Genomic DNA, 19,057 nt, shown 5'->3' with positions numbered 1-19,057 from the left:
GCTGCCGCCCGCTTGATCGAGACTGGGATGGAAAGTCGGTGCGGAGAGCCAGATGGCGGTCTGTTCGAGAACCGGAGCGCAGCGGACGTATGGTCCGTGAGCACCGGCAGCGCAGAACAGGCCGCCAGATGGCCGCTGCAGCGACTTTCGGCCCAGTCTCAAGCCATGTGCAATTTCACATATTCGAAATCACCCGGCTTGTTGTCGATGCCGACACGTGGCGGCGCGATCCAGCCGGCGAACTTGCCTGGCTCCCAGACGGGCTTCATGAGCGACTGGATGAAGTCGCCATCCGCCGTGGTCGGCAGCCAGTCGTCCTTCTTGGCGTCCCACTCTTCCTTGGAGATGATGGTGCCGTCCGGATCGACATTGACGTCGGCGAAGACGCCGATGTGACGGTAGAAGCCCTGGTGCGGCATCTTCATCTCGAACTGGATGCCGGTCTTTTCGATCGTCGCATTCCAGCGCTTAACGCCACCGGATGCATCGCGGACGTAGTCATCGCGCAACCGCATGTTGATGGCCGACAGCGCCGCGACTTCCTCCCAAACGATCTTGCCGTCCTTCAGCTGGATCACGGGATAGGTGTCGTTGTGAAGCTTGTGATCGTCGTCGATCTTGGCTTCCTGATAGCGGCCCTTGATGCCCGCATTGAACGCATTCGCCGCATTGGTCGAAACTTCGGAGCCGAAGAGATCGAGCGACAGCGAATAGTGCAGGTTCAGCTTCTTCTGGATGGTCGGCAGGTCGATCACGCCGAGCGCGCGAACTTTCTCAGTGTCGTAGGGATCGTCGATGCCGGCTTCCTTCATCGCCTCGCAGGTGCGCTGAATGACGCGGCCGACGCCCGTCTCGCCGACGAACATGTGGTGCGCTTCTTCCGTCAGCATGAAGCGGCAGGTGCGCGACAGCGGATCGAAGCCCGATTGGGCCAGCGATTCCAGCTGCATCTTGCCATCGCGGTCGGTGAAATAGGTGAACATGAAGAAGGACAGCCAGTCCGGCGTCGCCTCGTTGAAGGCGCCGAGCATGCGCGGGGCTTCTTCCGATCCCGAGGTGCGGCGCAGCAGGTCGTCTGCCTCTTCGCGGCCATCGGCACCGAAGTATTTCTGCAGCAGATAGACCATCGCCCAGAGGTGGCGGCCTTCCTCGACGTTCACCTGGAAGAGATTGCGCATGTCGTAGAGAGACGGCGCGGTCTTGCCGAGATGGCGCTGCTGTTCGACCGACGCCGGCTCGGTATCGCCCTGAATGACGATCAGCCGCTTCAGCATGTTGCGGTATTCTCCGGGCACTTCCTGCCAGGCCGGCTGGCCTGCGTGCTCGCCGCACGGGATCGTACGACCCTCGACCTGCGGAGCCAAGAGAATGCCCCAGCGATATTCGGGCATCTTCACATAATCGAATTTCGCCCAGCCCTTCGGATCGACCGAAACGGCGGTGCGCAGATAGACGAGGCTTTCCTGAAAGCCGTCCGGTCCAAGGTCGTTCCACCAGCTGATATAGCCGGGGTGCCACTTTTCCAGCGCCTTCAGGACGCGCTTGTCGGAGGACAGACCCACATTGTTCGGGATCTGGGTATCGTAGGCGACATTGATGAGATCAAGCATTCGTCTTCTCCTCGATGATGTCCGACGCCGTCACACGCGGCGCATGTCGTAATCGCCGCGGATCCCCGTCCCGTAGCGTTGCAGTGCCCCATTCTCCCCGACGGCGTTCGGCCGCTGGAAAATCCAGTTCTGCCAGGCGGTCAACCGACCGAAAATCCGCGTTTCCATCGTCTCCGGCCCGGGAAAGCGCAGATTGGCTTCCATCCCGGTCATGGCATCCGGCGAGAACGAGGCGCGCTCTTCGAGGAAAATGCGGACTTCGTCTTCCCAGTCGATGTCGTCGAAGCAGTAGGTGACGAGGCCGAGCTCGTTGGCATCAAAGGCTTCGAGCGCTTCACCGATCCGCGCCTTGGCTTCATCGACTTTCGCCGGTTCACCGAGGAACCGCGTCTGAAGACGCGTCAGATCGTTCGCCATCGGGAACGGCCCGAAATTCGTGTCGGACAGCGTGATCGACGCGACATGACGGTTGTCACCCTCGAAATCGCCTTCGGCCATGTAGGAACGGTCGACGGCAAAAAGCAGTTCGGCCAGGACGCCGGCAAAGCACGAGCCCGGCTCCACGAGAGCCACGAGCGAGCGCGAGGTCACGTCCACACGCTTCAGCACGCGCTTCCAGTAGAGAAGAATTTCGTTGGCCAGCCAGTGGTCGGCGTTGTCCGTCAGCACCTTTTCGTGCGCCAGCACGGCAGCCGGATCGCCCTGGCTGCGGATGACCCAGGTGCCGAGTTCGAGTTCGTTCAGCCTCAGATGCAGGATCGCATCGTCGAGCTCGCGCGCTGCCCGCAGGATCCATGCATCGGCGCCTTGTGCGAGCAGGTCCGCGGAATCCTTCGGCGCTTCTCCATCGGGGCCATTGATGGTGATGGTGACGATGCCCTTCGAGCGATCGAGGTCCACCTCGACGGTCGAATAGATCACGCCGCCATCGTCGTTGAATGTGCGGTTGAGCGGCGTCAGCGCGACGCCCTTTTCGGCCGCTGCACGCTTCGATCGGCCGGCGAATTCGCTGGCGCGCTCGGAGATCGTCTCTTCGAACTTGGACTTGGCGACGATCTCGTCGACGAGGTTCCAGTCGACGGCGCGCTTGCCCTTAACGCCTTCCTCGATCGAGCAGAATACATCGGCCAGATCGCGGCGCACCTTGCGCTTGTCGGTGACACGCGTCAGTCCGCCCGTACCGGGAAGCACGGCCAGCAAAGGCACTTCCGGCAGCGCCACGTTCGACGCCCCGTCATCGACGAGCATGATGTGGTCGCAGGCAAGCGCGAGTTCATAGCCGCCACCCGCACAGGCACCCTTCACGGCGCAGATGTAGTACTGGCCCGACTCGCGGCCGGCCGCCTCGAACGTGTTGCGCGTTTCGTTGGTGAACTTGCAGAAATTGACCTTGTGGGCGTGGGTTGCGCTGCCGAGCATGCGGATGTTCGCACCGGCGCAGAACACGCGATCCTTGCCTGACTGCAGCACGATGGCCTTTACCTCGGGGTGCTCGAACCGCATCCGCTGCACGATGTCGGCAAGCTCGATGTCGACGCCGAGATCGTAGGAATTGAGCTTGAGATCGTAGCCTTCGAAAAGGCCACCCTTTTCGTCCACGTCCATGAAGAGCTTGGCGACATCGCCCTCATAGGCCACGCGCCAGTGACGATAGCTCTCCGGGTCGACCTGAAAATCGATGCGCTTGGACACGACTGTCCTCCCTTGTCGTTCGCTGATGACGTTTAATGCAATTTAGTGCATTCTGTCCACCCACCTTGGGCGTAAACCTGCAATATTATGAAATCGTGAAGTCAATTCATGCATTATAATGCATTTCAGGTGTTCGCCCCGGCATATCGCTGGCGAGACGGGTGTCTCTCAGAAGCGTCGGGAGATCGACGCCCATGACCTCCTCTTCCCCGCCCGCAAAACTAGCCTGCTCAATCAGCCCGGCCGCGATCCCCAACAGCCGGCCACCTGCACGCTCGCGCTTCATCGCGAATTTCAGCCGGGCATTGGCGAGCTGGATGAGCCCTTGCAGCAGGTAGCGTTCTGCGGTGTGGGGCACGGCATGCATCCAGACCGGCTCCCAGACTTCATGCGCTTCCCACCCAAAACCCTCCCCGTAGAGCCTGAAGCCTGCGAGATAGGCGACATTCTCGCGCCAGAGCAGCGGATCGGTCGGGTTCGGCGCCAGCGCCGCAATCCGATGCACGTCGTCGTCACCATCCGGCCGCTTCGTCAGGCCCGGGAGATAGGGCTCCCGTGGCAGCGGCCATTCATGCGCCGCCCGATGGGCCGCCTGCCCTCGCGCGGTTTCAAAGACTGGCTTCAACCGCATCGCTTTGAAGCGCTTCGAAAAGACCAGGCGAGCCCTGAATGGCGGAACGCTGCATGTGGAAGCGAAGCCCGCGAAGGCCGCCCAACTCCTCGCCGCCTCCGGCACGACCCGGGCCGCCATGCACGCACTGCGGCATAACGATCGAGTGGCCCGTGTGGTTCTTACCGACCATCTCGTCGACGACCAGAAGCCGGCCGTGCCACGGAGCGAGCCCGGCAACCATGCGCGACTGGACCGCAACGTCATCGGAAAAGAGACTGACGGCGAGCGAACCGCCACCCTTTGCCGCGAGCCGCACCGCGTCGTCTGCATGCTCATAGGCCATGACCGTTGCACACGGCCCGAACACTTCCGTCTCATGCACGATCCGCGCACCACCGGGATCGTCGCATCGCAGCAGCGTCGGCTGCAGGAAGGCGCCCTTTTGCGCGTCCGCGGCCTCCACCTTCCCGATGTCACCGCCACGAATGACGCGCGCCTCGGATGTCAGCGCCTCGATACCGCGAAGCGCCGCATCGCGCTGCTTGAGATCGACAAGCGGGCCCATCCGGACAGTCTCGAGTGCCGGATCACCGACCACGATCTGGTCGAGCTTGGCCGCGACGGCCTCCTCGAATGCCGCCCGATGCTGCGCCGGAACGAGAATGCGCCGGATATTGGTGCAAAGCTGCCCCGCTTTCACGGTCAGCGCTTTCACCGCTTCCCGAACCGCGAGATCGAACACGGCCGTTCCCGGCGCTGCGTCTGGCCCGAGGATCGTCGCGTTGACGCTATCGGCCTCGATCGTGACCCGCGCACCGCTTTCCAACAGGCTTTTGCCCGAACGCAGCTTCAGCCCCGTATCGGCAGAGCCGGTAAATGCGAGGCTGTCCATCGGGCCGAGATGGTCTGCAAGCCCGGTCCCGCTGCCGCAGACGAGCGAAAGCGCGCCGGCGGGCAAAATGTCGGCGGCGATCACGTCGCGCACCATTTCGTGCGAAAGCCACGCCGTCGCCGAGGCAGGCTTGGCGACGCTGGCGACGCCAGAGAGCAACGCAGTCGATACCTTCTCCCACAGGCCCCAGGATGGGAAGTTGAACGCGTTGATCTGCAGCGCGATGCCCGGCCGCGTCGTCCAGAAATGCCGCGCGAAGAAACCCGGCTCCTTGGCCAGCTGATCCTGGCCCGGTTCCAGCAGGCAATGCGCGTCACCCAGCGTCTTGCCGTAGCGCGCATAGACCTTGAGCGTCGCGATGCCGCCATCGATATCGATCGCCGCATCACCCGCAGTGTTGCCCGAGTTCAGCCGCGCGATCTCGCCATATTTGTCGCGATTTGCCGCAAGCACGTCGGCGATGCCCCGCAGGAGATTGCCGCGCTCCGCAAAGCCCATGGATGACAATGCGGGCGTGCCCTTTTCGCGCGCAAAACTCAGCGCCTCGGCAACGTCGAAGCCACCATCGACCACCTCACCGAGCGCATCGCCGGTGGTCGGATTGATGAACGCCCGTGCGTGACCGTCACCGGCGCGCCATTGGCCGCCGACATAGCTTTCCAGTTTCATGCGATTTCCACTTGGCTGTGCTCGATCCGGTCGAGCCGTGCGACGAACTCGGAGATGACGTCGAGCGTCTTGTCCGCCCGATCGACGAAGGGCGCATGCCGGCATTCGGCTAGGATCTCGACGTCGACCGGGGAATAGATGCGGTTCTCGATCTCTTCGATTTGCGCGAGCGTTCCGTACTGATCGTCCCGACCCTGGATCGCGAGCACAGGGATGCGCAGATAGTCGATCACCTCGGCGATGTTCCAGGCATTGAATCGGGGATCGAGCCAAGCGTCGTTCCACCCTTTGAACGCCACATCCACATGGGTGTGGTGCCGCGCGAGCTTTTCACGAAGATCACCGGTCTCGTAGGTGACTTTGGCCGCGGCGATGGCATCGAGACCTTCCGGTTCGGTGAAGAAATGCGGAGCGATCAGGATGAGACCGCGAACCCGGTGGTCCTGAACGCTGCCGCCATAGATCGCGGCGATCGAGGCGCCATCGCTGTGGCCGAGAAGCACGCCTTCCTGAAAGCCGATGGCGTCGAGAACGCCCGGCAACACGTCGACCGCTTCGCACGTCATATAGTCGAGCGGACGCGGCAGCTCCGCAGAATCGGACTTGCCGTAGCCGGCGCGCGAATAGACGAAGACGCCGCAGCCTGTCCGTTCTGCAAGCCGCTCCGGAAAATCGCGCCAGAGGCTGACCGAGCCGAGCCCCTCATGCAACATGACGATCGTCGGTCTGACGCCTGGCGCCGGTCCGAAGCACCGCGCCTCCAGCGTCTTGCCGCCTGCCTCGATCTGGAGGTCTCTGCCCGTCTCCCAGCGCATGGTCATGCCACCTCCTGCTGGCGCAGCTTGAACCGCTGGATCTTGCCCGTCGCCGTCTTGGGAAGTTCGTCGACGATCTCGATCCAGCGCGGATATTTCCATTTCCCGACCTTCTCCTTCACATGCTCCTTCAGCACTTCATGGAGATCGGCGGGTGCAGGCTTGTCTTTCACGACGACGAAAGCCTTCGGCTTGTCGAGACCGGTCTCGTCCTTCTGCGCAATGACCGCGGCTTCGAGCACGGCGGGGTGCGTGATCAGCGCCTGCTCGATCTCGAACGGCGCCACCCAGATGCCGGAAACCTTGAACATGTCGTCGGTACGGCCGCAGTAAACGAGGCGCCCGTCGGCCCGCCGTTCGTATTTGTCGCCTGTCCGCGTCCAATGGCCCTCGAACGTGCTGCGTGATTTTTCCCGCTGGTTCCAGTAGCCGTCGGCAGCCGATGGCCCCTTCACGAGCAGTTCGCCGACACCACCGACCGGCACGTCCGCTCCGGCCTCGTCGACGAGGCGGAGCTCGTAGCCCGGCACAGCAAAGCCGGACGTGCCGTAGGCGACGGCGCCGGGCGCATTGGAGAGAAAGATGTGCAGCATCTCGGTCGACCCGACACCGTCGAGAATGTCGACGCCGGTGATCGCATGCCAGCGCTTTCCGACTTCCTCGGGCAGCGCCTCGCCCGCGGAAACGCACTGGCGCAGGCGCTTGAAACCTGCAGGACGTGCATCCCGCATCGCCTGCACCATCGAGGCGTAGAGCGTCGGAACACCATAAAAGATCGTCGGCTGCACGCGCTCGGTAACAGCGAAGAGATCCGCAGGCACCGGGCGACCCGGATAAAGGACGGCGGTCGCCCCTGCTCCCATTGGAAAGGTCATGCCGTTGCCGAGGCCATAGGCGAAGAACAGCTTCGCCGCCGAGAAGACGACATCGTCGGGCTGGATCCCGAGCACCTGGACGCCGTAGGTCTCATACGTCGCGCGAAGGCTGGAATGGACGTGTCGAACCCCTTTCGGCGCACCGGTCGAGCCGGAAGAATAGAGCCAGAAGGCGGTTTCGTCGCTGCATGCATCCAGCGTTGCCGGCGACGATGCGCTGGCATCGAGTTCTGCCGCAAAATCGAGGTAGCCTTCGCTGCCGTCCCCACCGATCACGAAGACGGCCCTGAGAAACGGCATGTCCTTCAGCACGGGCTCGACCACAGGCAGCAGCGCCTTGGAGACAAAAAGCGCCTTGGCGCGGCTGTCACGCAGGATGAACGCGTAAAGATCGGCAGAGAGCAGCGTGTTCAAAGGCGCCGGCACGATTCCCGTCTTCAAACTACCCCAGAAGATTACTGGAAACTCTATCGTATCGAGCACGATCATGGCGGCGCGGTCTTCCCGCGCGAGCCCATGACGTTCGAAAAGCGCCGCCATGCGCCCCGCCTGCTCGGCGAGCTGGCGATAGGTCATGGACCTGCCCGGATCGACGCCTTCAACGAATGCGTTCTTGTCGGCTGCTTGCGTTTCCACGTGGCGATCCACGAAGAATTCCGCAGCGTTCGCGTTCTCCCTACGCAACGCCAGTCCTCCCATTTTTCCAGACATATCGGCACCGCTTAAGCGGCTGAAACGACGATCTCCCCCGCCGCCTCCGATGCCCGCACTATGACCCAGCAAAAGCTATGTTGCAAGATAATGCCTATTACTTTGACGCCTGCTCGGCGAAATGGCACTTGTTCATTCCGGAATTATTGTTTGAATTCATGCGGATGAGTTGGTCACACGGAAATTCCAATGCTTATGCATTATATTGCTTGAATGCCGCCCGCTGCTTGATTAGAGTTTGGGTCGAGGAGACGACCGCTTGCTTTCCGGTTCGCGAACGGGAAAGTTCGGTCGAGGAAAAAACGGGAGGAGAACACGATGAATTTGACAGTGAAATCTGCATTGGCCGGCGCATTCGCGCTCAGCGCGACGACGGCGATGGCGCAGGAAGACGTCATCGATGTCGGCATGATATTGCCCTATGTCGGCGTCTACGCCTCGCTCGGCGAAGAGATCGACCTCGGCTTCGTGCTGGCGCTCGAAGAAGCCGGCATGACGGACCGTTTCAACATCATCCGCGAGGACACCGAAGCCTCGCCGCAGGTCGGCGTCGCGGCCACACGCAAGCTCGTCCTGCAGGACGAAGTCGACGTCTTGACGGGCCTCGTCTCGTCCGGCGTCCTCGCCGCCATCCGCGATTTCGTCGACCAGTCACAGACGCCGCTGATCGTTTCCAACGCCGGCAACGACGAAGCGACCGGCGCCGATTGCAGCCCCTATATCACCCGCGTGTCTTTCTCGAATGCGCAGGTCAACCGCCCCATGGGCCAGTGGCTCTATGACCAGGGCGTGCGCACCGTCTACACGCTCGCCCCCGACTACGCGGCTGGTCGCCAGCATATCGGCGCTTTCGTGACGGCCTTCGAGGCCGCCGGGGGCGAAGTGCTCGGCCAGGACTACACGCCCTTCGGCCAGACGCAGGATTTCGGACCCTATCTGACGACGGCGCAGGCGGCCGATCCGGATGCGATCTTCGTCTTCTATGCTGGCGGCGAAGCGATCAACTTCGTGAAGCAGTACGATTCCTTTGGCATCAAGGAAGAGACGCCGCTTTACGGCTCCGGCTTCCTGACGTCGCAGCTTTATCTCGACGCCGAAGGCCCGGCCGCAGTGGGCGTCGTCACCTCGCTGCACTACCTGCCGACGCTCGACACGCCGGAAAACCAGGCCTTCGTCGAAGCCTTCCAGGCCAAGGCGAACCGCTTGCCGTCCGAATACGCCGTTCAGGGTTATGACGCCGGCCGCGCGCTCGTCGAAGCCGTCAATGCCGGCGCCACGGATCGTGAGTCCATCAAGGATGCGCTGCGCGAAGTGCAGTATACGGGTCCCCGCGGTCCGCTGGAAATCGATCCGGCCACCAACAACATCGTCCAGAACGTCTACATCTACGATATCGTCGAAGGCGAAGACGGCAAGCTGACGCAGGAACTGCTCGACACGGTCGAAGCCGTGCGTGACGAACCGAACGGCTGCGAACTCTAAGACGCGATCGCTCACCTGACGCATCGCTTTGCGCGATGCGCACTTTGAGTGCATGGCGGGAGCCTCAGGGTTCCCGCCACCCTTATCCCTACCGGACCGAAGCGGATGCCATGAATTTCTGGATCGTGCAGGCCCTGAACGGGCTCCAGCTGTCGATGCTGCTCTTTCTCCTGTCGATCGGGCTGACCGTCATCTTCGGGCTGATGCATTTCGTCAATCTTGCCCATGGCGCGCTCTACGCGCTTGGCGCCTATGTCGGCGTGTCGGCGTTCGCATTGACCGGCATGTATTGGGGCGCGTTCCTGCTGGCGCCGATCGCGGTCGCTCTTGCCGGCGTCGTGCTCTATGTCGGCCTCATCAGGCGCATGCGAAAAGCCGGGCCGATGAACCAGGTGCTCGTCACCTTCGGCCTCATCTTCGTGCTTCTCGACATCACGCGCATCATCTGGGGCGACCTTGCACTGTCCATACCTGAGCCGCAGTTGTTCACGGGCCGATCGGAGCTGCTCGGAGTGGCCTATCCGACCTACCGTCTCTTCATCATCGGCCTCGGCCTCACCGTCATGGCGGGCCTCTGGCTCTTGCTCTCGCGCACTCAGATCGGCGCGATGATCCGCGCCGGCGTCGACAACGACCAGATGGCCGCCTGCCTTGGCATCAATGTGGAGCGCCTGTTCTTCATCGTCTTCTGCATCGGCTGCGCGCTGGCTGGACTTGCGGGAGCGGTCGCGGCGCCGGTTCTGTCGGTGACACCCAGCATGGGCACCCAGCTTCTCATCCCGGTCTTGATCGTCGTCGTTATCGGCGGCCTCGGCAGCCTCAAGGGCGCCATCGCCGGCTCGCTGCTCGTCGGCTTCATCCAGACCTTCGGCGCCGTGCTTGCGCCGCAACTGGCATCAGTCGCAATCTACGCCCTGCTGGCGGCGGTGCTGATCTTCCGGCCGGCCGGCCTGTTTCCGGCGAAGGCGTAAGGGGCGGCATCATGTTTCACCAGACGACCACCAAGACCGTCACCATCCTCCTCCTCTTCATCGGCATGGCGATCTACACCGTCTTCGCCGGCTTCTACGGCCGCGAACTGGTCATCGAGGCGGCGTATCTCGTCATCCTCGCAATCAGCCTCGACATGGTCGCAGGCTATGGCGGCATGGTCTCGCTCTGCCACGGCGCCATCTTTGGCATCGGTGCTTATGTCTTTGCCGCTCTGACCGGCATGATGGGCGTTTCGCCCTTCATCGCTTTGATTGCCGCCATGGCGGCGAGCGGTTTGTTCGGCCTCTTCGTCGGCGCTGTCACGTCGCGCACCAGCGGCATCTTCTTCATCATGACCACACTTGCCTTCGGCCAGATGGTCTACGTCTACACCTTCGAGAACCGCGCGCTCGGCGGCGACGACGGGATGTCGGGCGTCGCCCGCCTCGATCTGTCCATGATCGGCATCGATACGAACGACTCCCTGCAATTCGCGCTTCTCGCCATCGTCTTCGCGGCGCTGTCCTACGCTGTCGCCGCCTTCATCATGCGCTCCGGCTTCGGCCGCACGCTCGTCGGCATCCGCTCCAACGAGGTGCGCATGCGCGCTCTCGGCCTGCCGGTGCTGCGCTACAAGGCGTTCGCCTTCGGCATCTCCGGTGCGATGGCAGGCCTTGCCGGAACGATCGCTGCCCAACAGACCATGTTCGTTTCGCCGGAGATGATGAGCTGGATGATGTCCGGCGAAGCGCTCGTCATCGTCATTCTCGGCGGGCTCGGCACGCTGGTTGGCGCCGCTGTCGGCGCCGTGCTCTTCGTCTTTCTCCAGCACGAGGTCAGCGAGTTCACGCGCTACTGGCACATGGTGGTCGGCCTCGTCCTCATCCTCGTCGTCGTGCTCGGCAACCGGGGCGCTTACGGCCAGATCGAACATCTGCTGGATCGCCGCAGAAAGGTGACGCCCAAGCCGTCTGCCTTGGAAGTCGACGCCGAGAAGGATGCCAGCCATGCTTGAAGCACGCGGCCTCAAGAAATCCTTCGGCCAAATCGACGTCACCAATGACGTGACGATCCTTGTCGAAAAAGGCGAACGCCGGGTCATCCTCGGGCCGAACGGCGCCGGCAAAACCACGCTTTTCAACATCCTCGTCGGCGAACTGAAACCGTCCGCCGGCACGATTCACCTCAATGGCCGCGACGTCACGGGCGACACAGTGGAAGCGCGGGCCAAGCGCGGGCTTGCGCGCTCCTACCAGAAGAACAACCTGTTCACCGAGCTGACGCTCAAGGAAAACCTGGCGCTCGCCGTTGCCACGGCTTCCGGGGCATCGGGCTGGTTCCTGCGCGATACGCTGAGTGATGGCGAGATTTCGGCCAAGGTCAAGGACGTGGCGGCCAAGGTCGGGCTGTCGGATCTCCTCGACCACCCGGTCGATGCCGTCTCCTACGGCGCGCGGCGGCAGCTGGAAGTCGGCCTTGCTCTGGCGACCGATCCGAGCGTCATTCTTATGGACGAGCCGACATCCGGCGTCGGCCCCGAAATGATCCACGGCTTTCACCGTCTGCTGAAGACGCTGCCCCGCGACCTGACGGTGGTGATCATCGAACACGACATGGATCTCGCGCTCGATGTCGCGGATCGCGTCAGCGTGCTCAATTACGGCGAACTCGTCTTCGAAGGCACGCCCGACGAGACGCGAGGCAGCAGCCTCGTCAATGAAATCTATCTGGGCGGGCGCGCCGATGCTTGAGATCGACGACCTCCACACCGGCTACGGAGAAACCCAGGTCATCTACGGCCTCAACCTGCGCGCCGCCGCAGGGCGCGTGCTCGCTATTCTCGGCCGCAATGGCGCCGGCAAGACGACGACCATGAAGGCTATCATGGGCCTGCTGCCGGCAACGCGCGGCTCGATCAGGATCGAGGGCAAGGATATAGCCGGCGAGCGCACGTTCGACATTGCCCGTCGCGGCATCGCCTACGTGCCGGAAACGCGCGACATCTTTCCGTCGCTGACGGTCAAGGAGAACCTGCAGCTCGCCACGCGCCTGGCGCCGGCCAATGCCGAATGGACCATGGAGCGGGTGCTTGATTTCTTCCCGAACCTTTCGCGGCGCCTGACCAATGGCGGCAACGAGCTCTCTGGCGGCGAACAGCAGATGCTGTCGATCGCGCGCGCCCTTCTGATGAACCCGCGACTGCTCCTGCTCGACGAACCGACGGAGGGCCTTGCGCCGATCATCGTGCGCCAGATCCATGAGAAGCTGTCGGAACTGAAGGCCGCCGGCATGACCATGGTGCTGGTGGAACAGAATTTCGGCTTTGCGACGGAGCTTGCCGACGACGTCCATGTGATCGGCCGCGGCGAGACCGTCTGGAAGGGCTCTTCCTCCGACATCATCGCCGACAAGGCCGTCCAGAAGAAATGGCTTGGGGTTTGAGGGTCTATCCGATCCGCTTGCCCCAGAACCTCATGGGCTTGGCCGTCTCCGCATCGTCGCCAATGTCGCGCCAGCTGAACGTCGTCTGCAGGTCCGTTAACGGCGCATAGCCCCGTCGGCGCCAGAACTCGTCGAGCGATATGTAGTCGGCCGGCCGTGCCGGATGATCCAGCGGGCGAACGACACCGCAGAAAACCGCCCAGTCGAACCGACCGAGGCCCGCCGCATGGGCCTCCCGTTCCTCGAAGAACCGTACGCCGATTCCCTGCCCGCGATAGTCGGGCAAGAGCACCGATTCCCCGAAATAGAAGATGCGATCGACGTCCCACCCGGCATCGAGGAACGGAGCCTGCGCCTCGTCCGTCTCATCCGCCATGGGAATGCCGGTCGACGCACCAACGACCCGGTCGCTATCAAACGCAAGCACGAAGACGCTGTCTTCGGACCGGGCATAAGATGCCAGATAGCGCTCCTCATAGGCATCCGAGCCCTCGTAAAGATACGGAAAGGCGCGAAAGACGGTCGGTCTCAACCGCGCGAGATCCCCCACATGCGGACTGATCGCCGATCCCTTGAGAACCTCCAATCTCATCCCAACCTCATCGCATGCAAATTTTCTATTGCGTTTTTTTGCAATCGAAACTACGTAGTAATCATCAAACCGACATCCGGCCCTATGACACTACTGAAAAGATGACGACATGAAAAAGATCACCGACAAGCTTTGGATCTCCGGCCAACCCAGCGAGGCCGACTTCGATCGCGCCCGGCAGGCAGGCGTCACCCGCGTGATCAATAATCGCGTGTCGGGCGAGGCCGACGACCAGCCGGCGCTGGCAGCTGCACGCCAGGCGGCAAAATCGCGCGACATGGACTTCGTCTACATCCCGATGACGCCGGGCGTCTTGACGGAAGATCGCATACGCCAATTCCAAGGTGCGCTCGAAGGGTCGGAGGGTCCAGTTCTCGCCCATTGTAGGCTCGGTGGCCGCTCGCTCGGGCTTTGGGCGGCGGGCGAAGTGCTGGATGGCCGCATGACGATCGACGATCTCGACGCGCTGGCAGCCGAACACGGCGCCGACCTCGGCAGCATCAAGGCATGGCTCACCAGGCGCGCGGCCAAGCCGCAGCGTCCGGATGTGGCCGGCTTCTTCGACAAGCGCACCTCGTCCATCCAGTATGTCGTTTCCGATCCGGCAACAAAGAATTGCGCCATCATCGATCCGGTGCTGGATTTCGATGAGAAATCCGGCTCGACGGGCACCGAAAACGCCGACACGATCCTGGCCTACGTGAAAAAGCACGGGCTGAAGGTACAATGGATCCTCGACACGCACCCCCATGCCGACCATTTTTCCGCCGCCCGCTATCTGAAGGAAAAGACCGGCGCGCCGACGGCCATCGGCGACAAGGTGGTCCAGGTGCAGAAGCTTTGGAAAGACATCTATAACTGGCCGGACTTCCCGGCCGACGGGTCGCAATGGGACAAGGTCTTCGCCGAGGGCGAGACCTTCAAGCTGGGCGGGATCGACGGGAAGATCATGTTCTCACCCGGCCACACGCTCGCATCGATCACCTATGTGATCGGCGATGCCGCCTTCGTGCATGACACCCTGTTCATGCCCGACAGCGGAACGGCGCGAACCGATTTTCCTGGCGGCAGCGCTTCGCGGCTTTGGAACTCGATCCAGGCGATCCTCGCCCTGCCTGACGACACGCGCGTGTTCACCGGGCACGATTATCAGCCGGATGGCCGCGAGCCGCTCTGGGAATCGTCCGTCGCAGAACAGAAGGCGAAGAACACGCACATCTCGAAGGCGAAGACCGAGGCCGGGTTCGTCGCCATTCGAGAGGCACGCGACAAGACCCTGCCCATGCCCAAGCTCATCCTGCATTCGCTGCAGGTCAACATCAATGGCGGGCGCCTGCCCGAGCCGGAAGCAAACGGCCGGCGCTATCTGAAGCTGCCGCTCGACGCCCTCGGCGGCGCACCATGGGACACCGACGCATGAACGAACTCACGACCGCCGCCGTCGAGGACATGCTGAAAAATGTCGGTGAGGCGTCCGACTTTCTGAAAAAGCTCTCGAACCCCAACCGGCTGATGATCGTCTGTGCGCTGGTCGAGGGCGAGCGGTCGGTTCGCGAACTGGAAGATGGGCTTGGCATTCGCCAGCCCGGTCTCTCTCAGCAGCTGGCCGAGCTGCGCGAAGCCGGCCTCATCGCCGGCCGCAAGGAATCGAAATCGGTCTTCTACAGCCTGGCGGATGCCCGCGTGGCCGAGTTCATCACCATGATGCACCGCATGTTCTGCCAGAAACCCTGACAACGAACGGATTTTGGATCATGACTGAATTCACGCCCATCGCTTCGCTGTTCGGCGGCGCGCTCATTGGCCTGTCGGCCGTCCTGCTCATGGCCTTCGAAGGCCGCATCGCCGGCATCAGCGGCATCGCCGGCCGCCTGCTTCCGCCCTATGAGGACAATGGCCTTGCAAGTCGCATGGCCTTCGTCGTCGGCCTCGTCGCCGCGCCTCTTGCCCATGGTCTCGTCACGGGCGTACCTGTGGAGCAGACCATCTCATCCAACGTGTCGTTGATGGTTGCGGCTGGCCTCCTCGTCGGATTTGGCTCGGTTTACGGCAATGGCTGCACTTCCGGCCACGGCGTCTGCGGCCTCTCGCGCCTTTCCGCCCGATCCTTCGTGGCGACGATCATTTTCATGGCCACCGCCTTCGTCACGGTCTTCGTGACGCGCCACGTCCTCGGAGCCTGAGCACCATGTCCATCCTCATCAATCTTCTTATCGGCTTGCTCTTCGGCGTCGGACTGGTCATCTCCGGCATGTCGGATCCTGCCAAAGTCCTCAATTTTCTGGACGTCTTCGGCACCTGGGACCCGTCGCTCGCTTTCGTTATGGGCGGCGCCGTCATCGTCGCCTTCGTCGGCTACCGATTTGTACTGAAGCGCGACAGGCCGCTTCTGGCCGAGCGCTTCCATTTGCCGACGCGCACAGACATCGACAGCCGCATCCTCGTCGGGCCGGCGATCTTCGGCATAGGCTGGGGCCTTGGCGGTTTCTGCCCAGGGCCGGCACTGACCGCGCTCAGCCTCGGTGCGATAGGCACGCTCGCCTTTGTCCCAGCCATGCTGGTCGGTATGTGGGGCGCACGCATGATCGGCGCCCTGCCACAACCGCGCAGGGCCTGATCGGCTGATTTTTGACGAAAGGCACTTGGTCCATGGCCGCGCTCCACCGCTATCTCCCGATTCTGACATGGGGCCGCAGCTATAGTCGCGTGACCTTTGCGGACGATCTGCTGGCGGCGGTTATCGTAACCATCATGCTGATCCCGCAATCGCTGGCTTACGCCATGCTCGCTGGCCTACCACCGGAGGTCGGGCTTTACGCATCGATCCTGCCGCTCGTCGCCTATGCTGTTTTCGGCACAAGCCGAACGCTTGCCGTTGGCCCGGTTGCCGTCGTTTCACTCATGACGGCGTCGGCCGTGGGCGAGGTAGCGGCCTCAGGCACGGCAGATTATCTGACCGCTGCGATCGTGCTTGCACTTCTCTCCGGCGCGATCCTGCTCGTGATGGGGATCCTGCGCCTCGGCTTTCTCGCCAATTTCCTGAGCCATCCGGTGATCTCCGGCTTCATCACCGCATCGGGCTTGCTGATTGCCATCGGCCAGTTCGGCCAAATCCTCGGCGTTCCCGTGCGCGGGGACACATTGCCGGAAATCGGCGCTGCGCTGTTTGGCAACGCGCACGCAATCAATGTCCCGACGCTTGTTCTGGGCGTGCTCACGCTTGGTTTCCTGTACGCCATCCGCCTGCGCCTTAAAGCCATGCTGATGCGCCTGGGTCTCGCTTCGCGCCCGGCCGACATGCTTGCAAAAGCGGGTCCTGTTTTCGCTATTGTTGTCACCGTCATCGCCGTGAAGCTTCTCGATCTCGGTTCGCGCGGCGTCGCCCTTGTCGGCGAAATCCCGCAAGGTCTGCCGGTCCCAGGCCTGCCCGCAATCGATCTCGGTGTCGTTCAGGCACTCTTTGTCCCGGCGCTCCTGATCAGCCTGATCGGCTTCGTCGAATCGGTTTCGGTCGCGCAAACGCTCGCCGCCAAGCGCCGCCAGCGCATCGTGCCGGATCAGGAACTCATCGGGCTCGGCGCTGCCAACATCGCGTCGGGACTTTCGGCAGGCTATCCGGTCACCGGCGGCTTTGCCCGTTCCGTCGTCAATTTCGATGCCGGGGCGCAGACGCCCGTCGCAGGTCTCTTCACCGCTGTCGGTATCGCTTTGGCAACCCTGTTCCTGACGCCATTCCTCGCCGACCTGCCCCGGGCGACGCTTGCCGCCACCATCATCGTCGCCGTCCTGTCGCTTGTCGATCTCGGCGCGCTGTGGCGGCTCTGGGCCTATTCGAGGACCGACTTCGCGGCAATGGCCGCCACGATCCTCGGTACGCTGCTGCTCGGTGTCGAGCCGGGTGTCGTGCTCGGCGTCGTCCTCTCGCTCGTCCTGCATCTGCACCGCACGAGCCGCCCCCACATCGCCATCGTCGGCAATGTCGAAGGCACGGAGCATTTCCGCAATGTCGACCGCCATCGGGTGCAGACCGTGCCCCATGTGCTGACGCTCCGGGTCGACGAGAGCCTTTATTTCGCCAACAGCCGCTTTCTCGAGGATCGCATTGCCGAACTGGTCACCGAACGGCCGGCATTGCGCGACGTCATCCTGATGTGCTCCGCCGTAAACGCCATCGACTCAAGCGCTCTCGAAAGCCTTGAGGAGATCAATCAGCGGCTGAAGGATTCCGGCATTCGCCTCCATCTGAGCGAGGTGAAAGGCCCCGTCATGGACCGCTTGCGAACCACGCAATTTCTCGCGCATCTATCCGGCGGCGTCCATCTCTCCCAATTTGAAGCCATGCGCGCGACCGATTGAGAAAAGCGGTCGTCATCGAGCGCGCCGAACCGCTATAGACGGGTTGAGCGGCCAATTTCCAAAGGCAACCGCCGCCCTGGACACGCATGTTCGATTTCAGCAGCTACCATATCCTGCTTCTCGTGATCGGCGCCAGCGTCGTCAATTCCTACTGGTTTCCAAGGTTCATTCCCGGTTGGGAGCCGGCCGCGTCGGCGCTGCTCATCGCGTCCGGAGTGGTCGCCTACACGTTCATTCCCGGCATGCCGGACATTCTTCATCCGATCAACGAAGGCTATCTCTGGGAAATAGCCAGCGAGTTTGCCGTCATCGTCGCGCTGTTCGGGGCCGGCATCCGGATCGATACCCGTTTCAATCGCCAGCTTCTCGCGCCGACCATGAGACTGCTTCTCATCGCCATGCCGCTGACGATCGCGGCCGTCGCCTTTACCGGCTGGGCCTTCGCCGGCCTGTCGATCGCAGGCGCGATCCTGCTTGGTGCCGCGTTGTCGCCGACCGACCCCGTCCTTGCGGGCGATCTTCAGGTCGGCCCACCGCAGCGCGGCAACGAGCATCCAGTGCGCCTGGCGCTGACGACCGAAGCTGGCCTCAATGACGGGCTCGCCTTTCCCTTCGTCTATCTAGCGATCATCGTAGCGGCACAAGGCTTCGAACCCACCCAATGGGGGCTCGAATGGCTGCTGCGCGATGTCGTCTACCGCATCGCAATGGGCATCGCCGGCGGCTTCGTCACCGGCTTCATTCTTTCGCGCATCGTCTTCTCCATCCCGAGCCACAATCCGATCGCCAAGTCCGGCGCCGGCGTCATCGCCTTTGCGGCCGTGATCCTGTGTTACGGCACGACGGAGCTGGTGGAAGGTTACGGCTTCGTCGCAGTCTTCGTTGCCGGCCTGACGATCCGCCGCTACGAGCCGGAAAACGTCTATCACCGCAAGCTCCACGACTTCATCGAGCCGCTGGAATATGCGCTGACCGCGGTCATGCTCTTCATGCTTGGCGGCGTATTCCTCGATCTCCTGCCCTTCATCGACTGGCGGCTCGCAACACTTGCCGCTCTTCTGATCTTCGTGATCCGCCCGGTCATCGCCTGGCTGTCGCTCATTGGCACATCGCTGCGCGGACAGGCGCGCAACGATGTCGCCTTTTTCGGCGTTCGCGGGGTCGGCTCGATCTATTACATGGCCTTCGCCGCCGGGCACGCGTCGTTCGTTGACATTGAAAAACTGTGGGCGGCGACGGCTCTTGTCATCGTGCTGTCATCGATTGTGCATGGTTTCACGGCGGGCATTGTCGTCAAGCGTTATACCGACACGCCCACCTGAAGGGCGAGACGGAT

Annotated in this window: 18 protein-coding genes; 11 read left to right on the top strand and 7 right to left on the bottom strand. The window is 62.6% G+C overall.

Annotated features, from left to right (window positions below):
- Positions 1 to 158: 158 nt before the first annotated feature.
- The 6 genes from boxB to GC125_RS06725 all read right to left on the bottom strand — a co-directional run bounded on the left by boxB (position 159) and on the right by GC125_RS06725 (position 7,850).
- The gene (gene boxB, locus GC125_RS06750; RefSeq protein ID WP_151984829.1) at positions 159 to 1,610 is read right to left on the bottom strand and encodes a benzoyl-CoA 2,3-epoxidase subunit BoxB; all 1,452 of its coding nucleotides are present in this window, start codon (positions 1,608 to 1,610) and stop codon (positions 159 to 161) included.
- A 30-nt stretch (positions 1,611 to 1,640) separates the two neighbouring features.
- Complete coding sequence (gene boxC / locus GC125_RS06745; protein ID WP_151984827.1) at positions 1,641 to 3,302, bottom strand: 2,3-epoxybenzoyl-CoA dihydrolase; 1,662 nt, start codon at positions 3,300 to 3,302, stop codon at positions 1,641 to 1,643.
- 106 nt (positions 3,303 to 3,408) lie between these two features.
- Positions 3,409 to 3,927, bottom strand: a complete 519-nt coding sequence (locus GC125_RS06740) for a DUF309 domain-containing protein (RefSeq protein WP_199864483.1) — start codon at positions 3,925 to 3,927, stop codon at positions 3,409 to 3,411.
- A complete protein-coding gene (locus tag GC125_RS06735; RefSeq protein ID WP_151984823.1) occupies positions 3,911 to 5,476 on the bottom strand; it encodes a 3,4-dehydroadipyl-CoA semialdehyde dehydrogenase in 1,566 nt (521 codons plus the stop codon). The genes GC125_RS06740 and GC125_RS06735 overlap by 17 nt, the downstream gene beginning before the upstream one ends.
- Positions 5,473 to 6,297, bottom strand: coding sequence for an alpha/beta fold hydrolase (locus GC125_RS06730; protein WP_199864482.1), 825 nt, complete (start codon positions 6,295 to 6,297; stop codon positions 5,473 to 5,475). Before GC125_RS06730 ends, GC125_RS06735 begins: the two co-directional genes overlap by 4 nt.
- Positions 6,294 to 7,850 carry a benzoate-CoA ligase family protein gene (locus GC125_RS06725; protein ID WP_199864481.1) on the bottom strand — a complete coding sequence of 519 codons (1,557 nt, stop codon included), beginning with the start codon at positions 7,848 to 7,850 and terminating at the stop codon, positions 6,294 to 6,296. The genes GC125_RS06730 and GC125_RS06725 overlap by 4 nt, the downstream gene beginning before the upstream one ends.
- 345 nt (positions 7,851 to 8,195) lie before the next feature.
- Here GC125_RS06725 and GC125_RS06720 point away from each other — a divergent pair, with 345 nt between their 5' ends.
- The 5 genes from GC125_RS06720 (at position 8,196) to GC125_RS06700 (ending at position 12,773) form a co-directional block, all read left to right on the top strand.
- The gene (locus GC125_RS06720; RefSeq protein WP_151984821.1) at positions 8,196 to 9,359 is read left to right on the top strand and encodes an ABC transporter substrate-binding protein; all 1,164 of its coding nucleotides are present in this window, start codon (positions 8,196 to 8,198) and stop codon (positions 9,357 to 9,359) included.
- 110 nt (positions 9,360 to 9,469) lie between these two features.
- Positions 9,470 to 10,330 (top strand): branched-chain amino acid ABC transporter permease, encoded by an 861-nt coding sequence (locus tag GC125_RS06715; protein WP_151984819.1) that lies wholly within the window; start codon positions 9,470 to 9,472, stop codon positions 10,328 to 10,330.
- An 11-nt stretch (positions 10,331 to 10,341) separates the two neighbouring features.
- On the top strand, positions 10,342 to 11,346 hold the full coding sequence (locus GC125_RS06710) for a branched-chain amino acid ABC transporter permease (RefSeq protein ID WP_151984817.1): 1,005 nt from the start codon (positions 10,342 to 10,344) through the stop codon (positions 11,344 to 11,346).
- Positions 11,339 to 12,082, top strand: coding sequence for an ABC transporter ATP-binding protein (locus tag GC125_RS06705; protein WP_151984815.1), 744 nt, complete (start codon positions 11,339 to 11,341; stop codon positions 12,080 to 12,082). The genes GC125_RS06710 and GC125_RS06705 overlap by 8 nt, the downstream gene beginning before the upstream one ends.
- A complete protein-coding gene (locus GC125_RS06700; protein ID WP_151987640.1) occupies positions 12,075 to 12,773 on the top strand; it encodes an ABC transporter ATP-binding protein in 699 nt (232 codons plus the stop codon). The genes GC125_RS06705 and GC125_RS06700 overlap by 8 nt, the downstream gene beginning before the upstream one ends.
- 4 nt (positions 12,774 to 12,777) lie before the next feature.
- On the opposite strand, the gene GC125_RS06695 is transcribed toward GC125_RS06700, so the two are convergent.
- The gene (locus tag GC125_RS06695) at positions 12,778 to 13,365 is read right to left on the bottom strand and encodes a GNAT family N-acetyltransferase (RefSeq protein ID WP_151984812.1); all 588 of its coding nucleotides are present in this window, start codon (positions 13,363 to 13,365) and stop codon (positions 12,778 to 12,780) included.
- 109 nt (positions 13,366 to 13,474) lie between these two features.
- Between GC125_RS06695 and blh the strand changes: the two genes are divergently transcribed.
- The 6 genes from blh (at position 13,475) to GC125_RS06665 (ending at position 19,043) form a co-directional block, all read left to right on the top strand.
- The gene (gene blh, locus GC125_RS06690) at positions 13,475 to 14,785 is read left to right on the top strand and encodes a bifunctional sulfur transferase/dioxygenase Blh (RefSeq protein WP_151984810.1); all 1,311 of its coding nucleotides are present in this window, start codon (positions 13,475 to 13,477) and stop codon (positions 14,783 to 14,785) included.
- Positions 14,782 to 15,099, top strand: a complete 318-nt coding sequence (locus tag GC125_RS06685; protein WP_286165393.1) for an ArsR/SmtB family transcription factor — start codon at positions 14,782 to 14,784, stop codon at positions 15,097 to 15,099. The genes blh and GC125_RS06685 overlap by 4 nt, the downstream gene beginning before the upstream one ends.
- Positions 15,100 to 15,119: 20 nt before the next feature.
- Entirely contained in the window at positions 15,120 to 15,548 is a 429-nt protein-coding gene (locus GC125_RS06680; RefSeq protein WP_151984808.1) for a YeeE/YedE family protein, read from the top strand.
- 5 nt (positions 15,549 to 15,553) lie between these two features.
- Complete coding sequence (locus GC125_RS06675; protein ID WP_151984806.1) at positions 15,554 to 15,982, top strand: YeeE/YedE family protein; 429 nt, start codon at positions 15,554 to 15,556, stop codon at positions 15,980 to 15,982.
- 32 nt (positions 15,983 to 16,014) lie between these two features.
- Positions 16,015 to 17,721 carry a SulP family inorganic anion transporter gene (locus tag GC125_RS06670; RefSeq protein ID WP_151984804.1) on the top strand — a complete coding sequence of 569 codons (1,707 nt, stop codon included), beginning with the start codon at positions 16,015 to 16,017 and terminating at the stop codon, positions 17,719 to 17,721.
- An 86-nt stretch (positions 17,722 to 17,807) separates the two neighbouring features.
- Positions 17,808 to 19,043, top strand: coding sequence for a cation:proton antiporter (locus tag GC125_RS06665; protein WP_151984802.1), 1,236 nt, complete (start codon positions 17,808 to 17,810; stop codon positions 19,041 to 19,043).
- The last annotated feature ends 14 nt before the right edge of the window (positions 19,044 to 19,057 follow it).

The sequence above is a fragment of the Rhizobium sp. EC-SD404 genome (assembly GCF_902498825.1).
Taxonomy (GTDB): Bacteria; Pseudomonadota; Alphaproteobacteria; order Rhizobiales; family Rhizobiaceae; genus Georhizobium.
The sequence above is the reverse complement of the archived record's forward strand: the minus strand, read 5'-3'. Positions and strand labels throughout refer to the sequence as shown.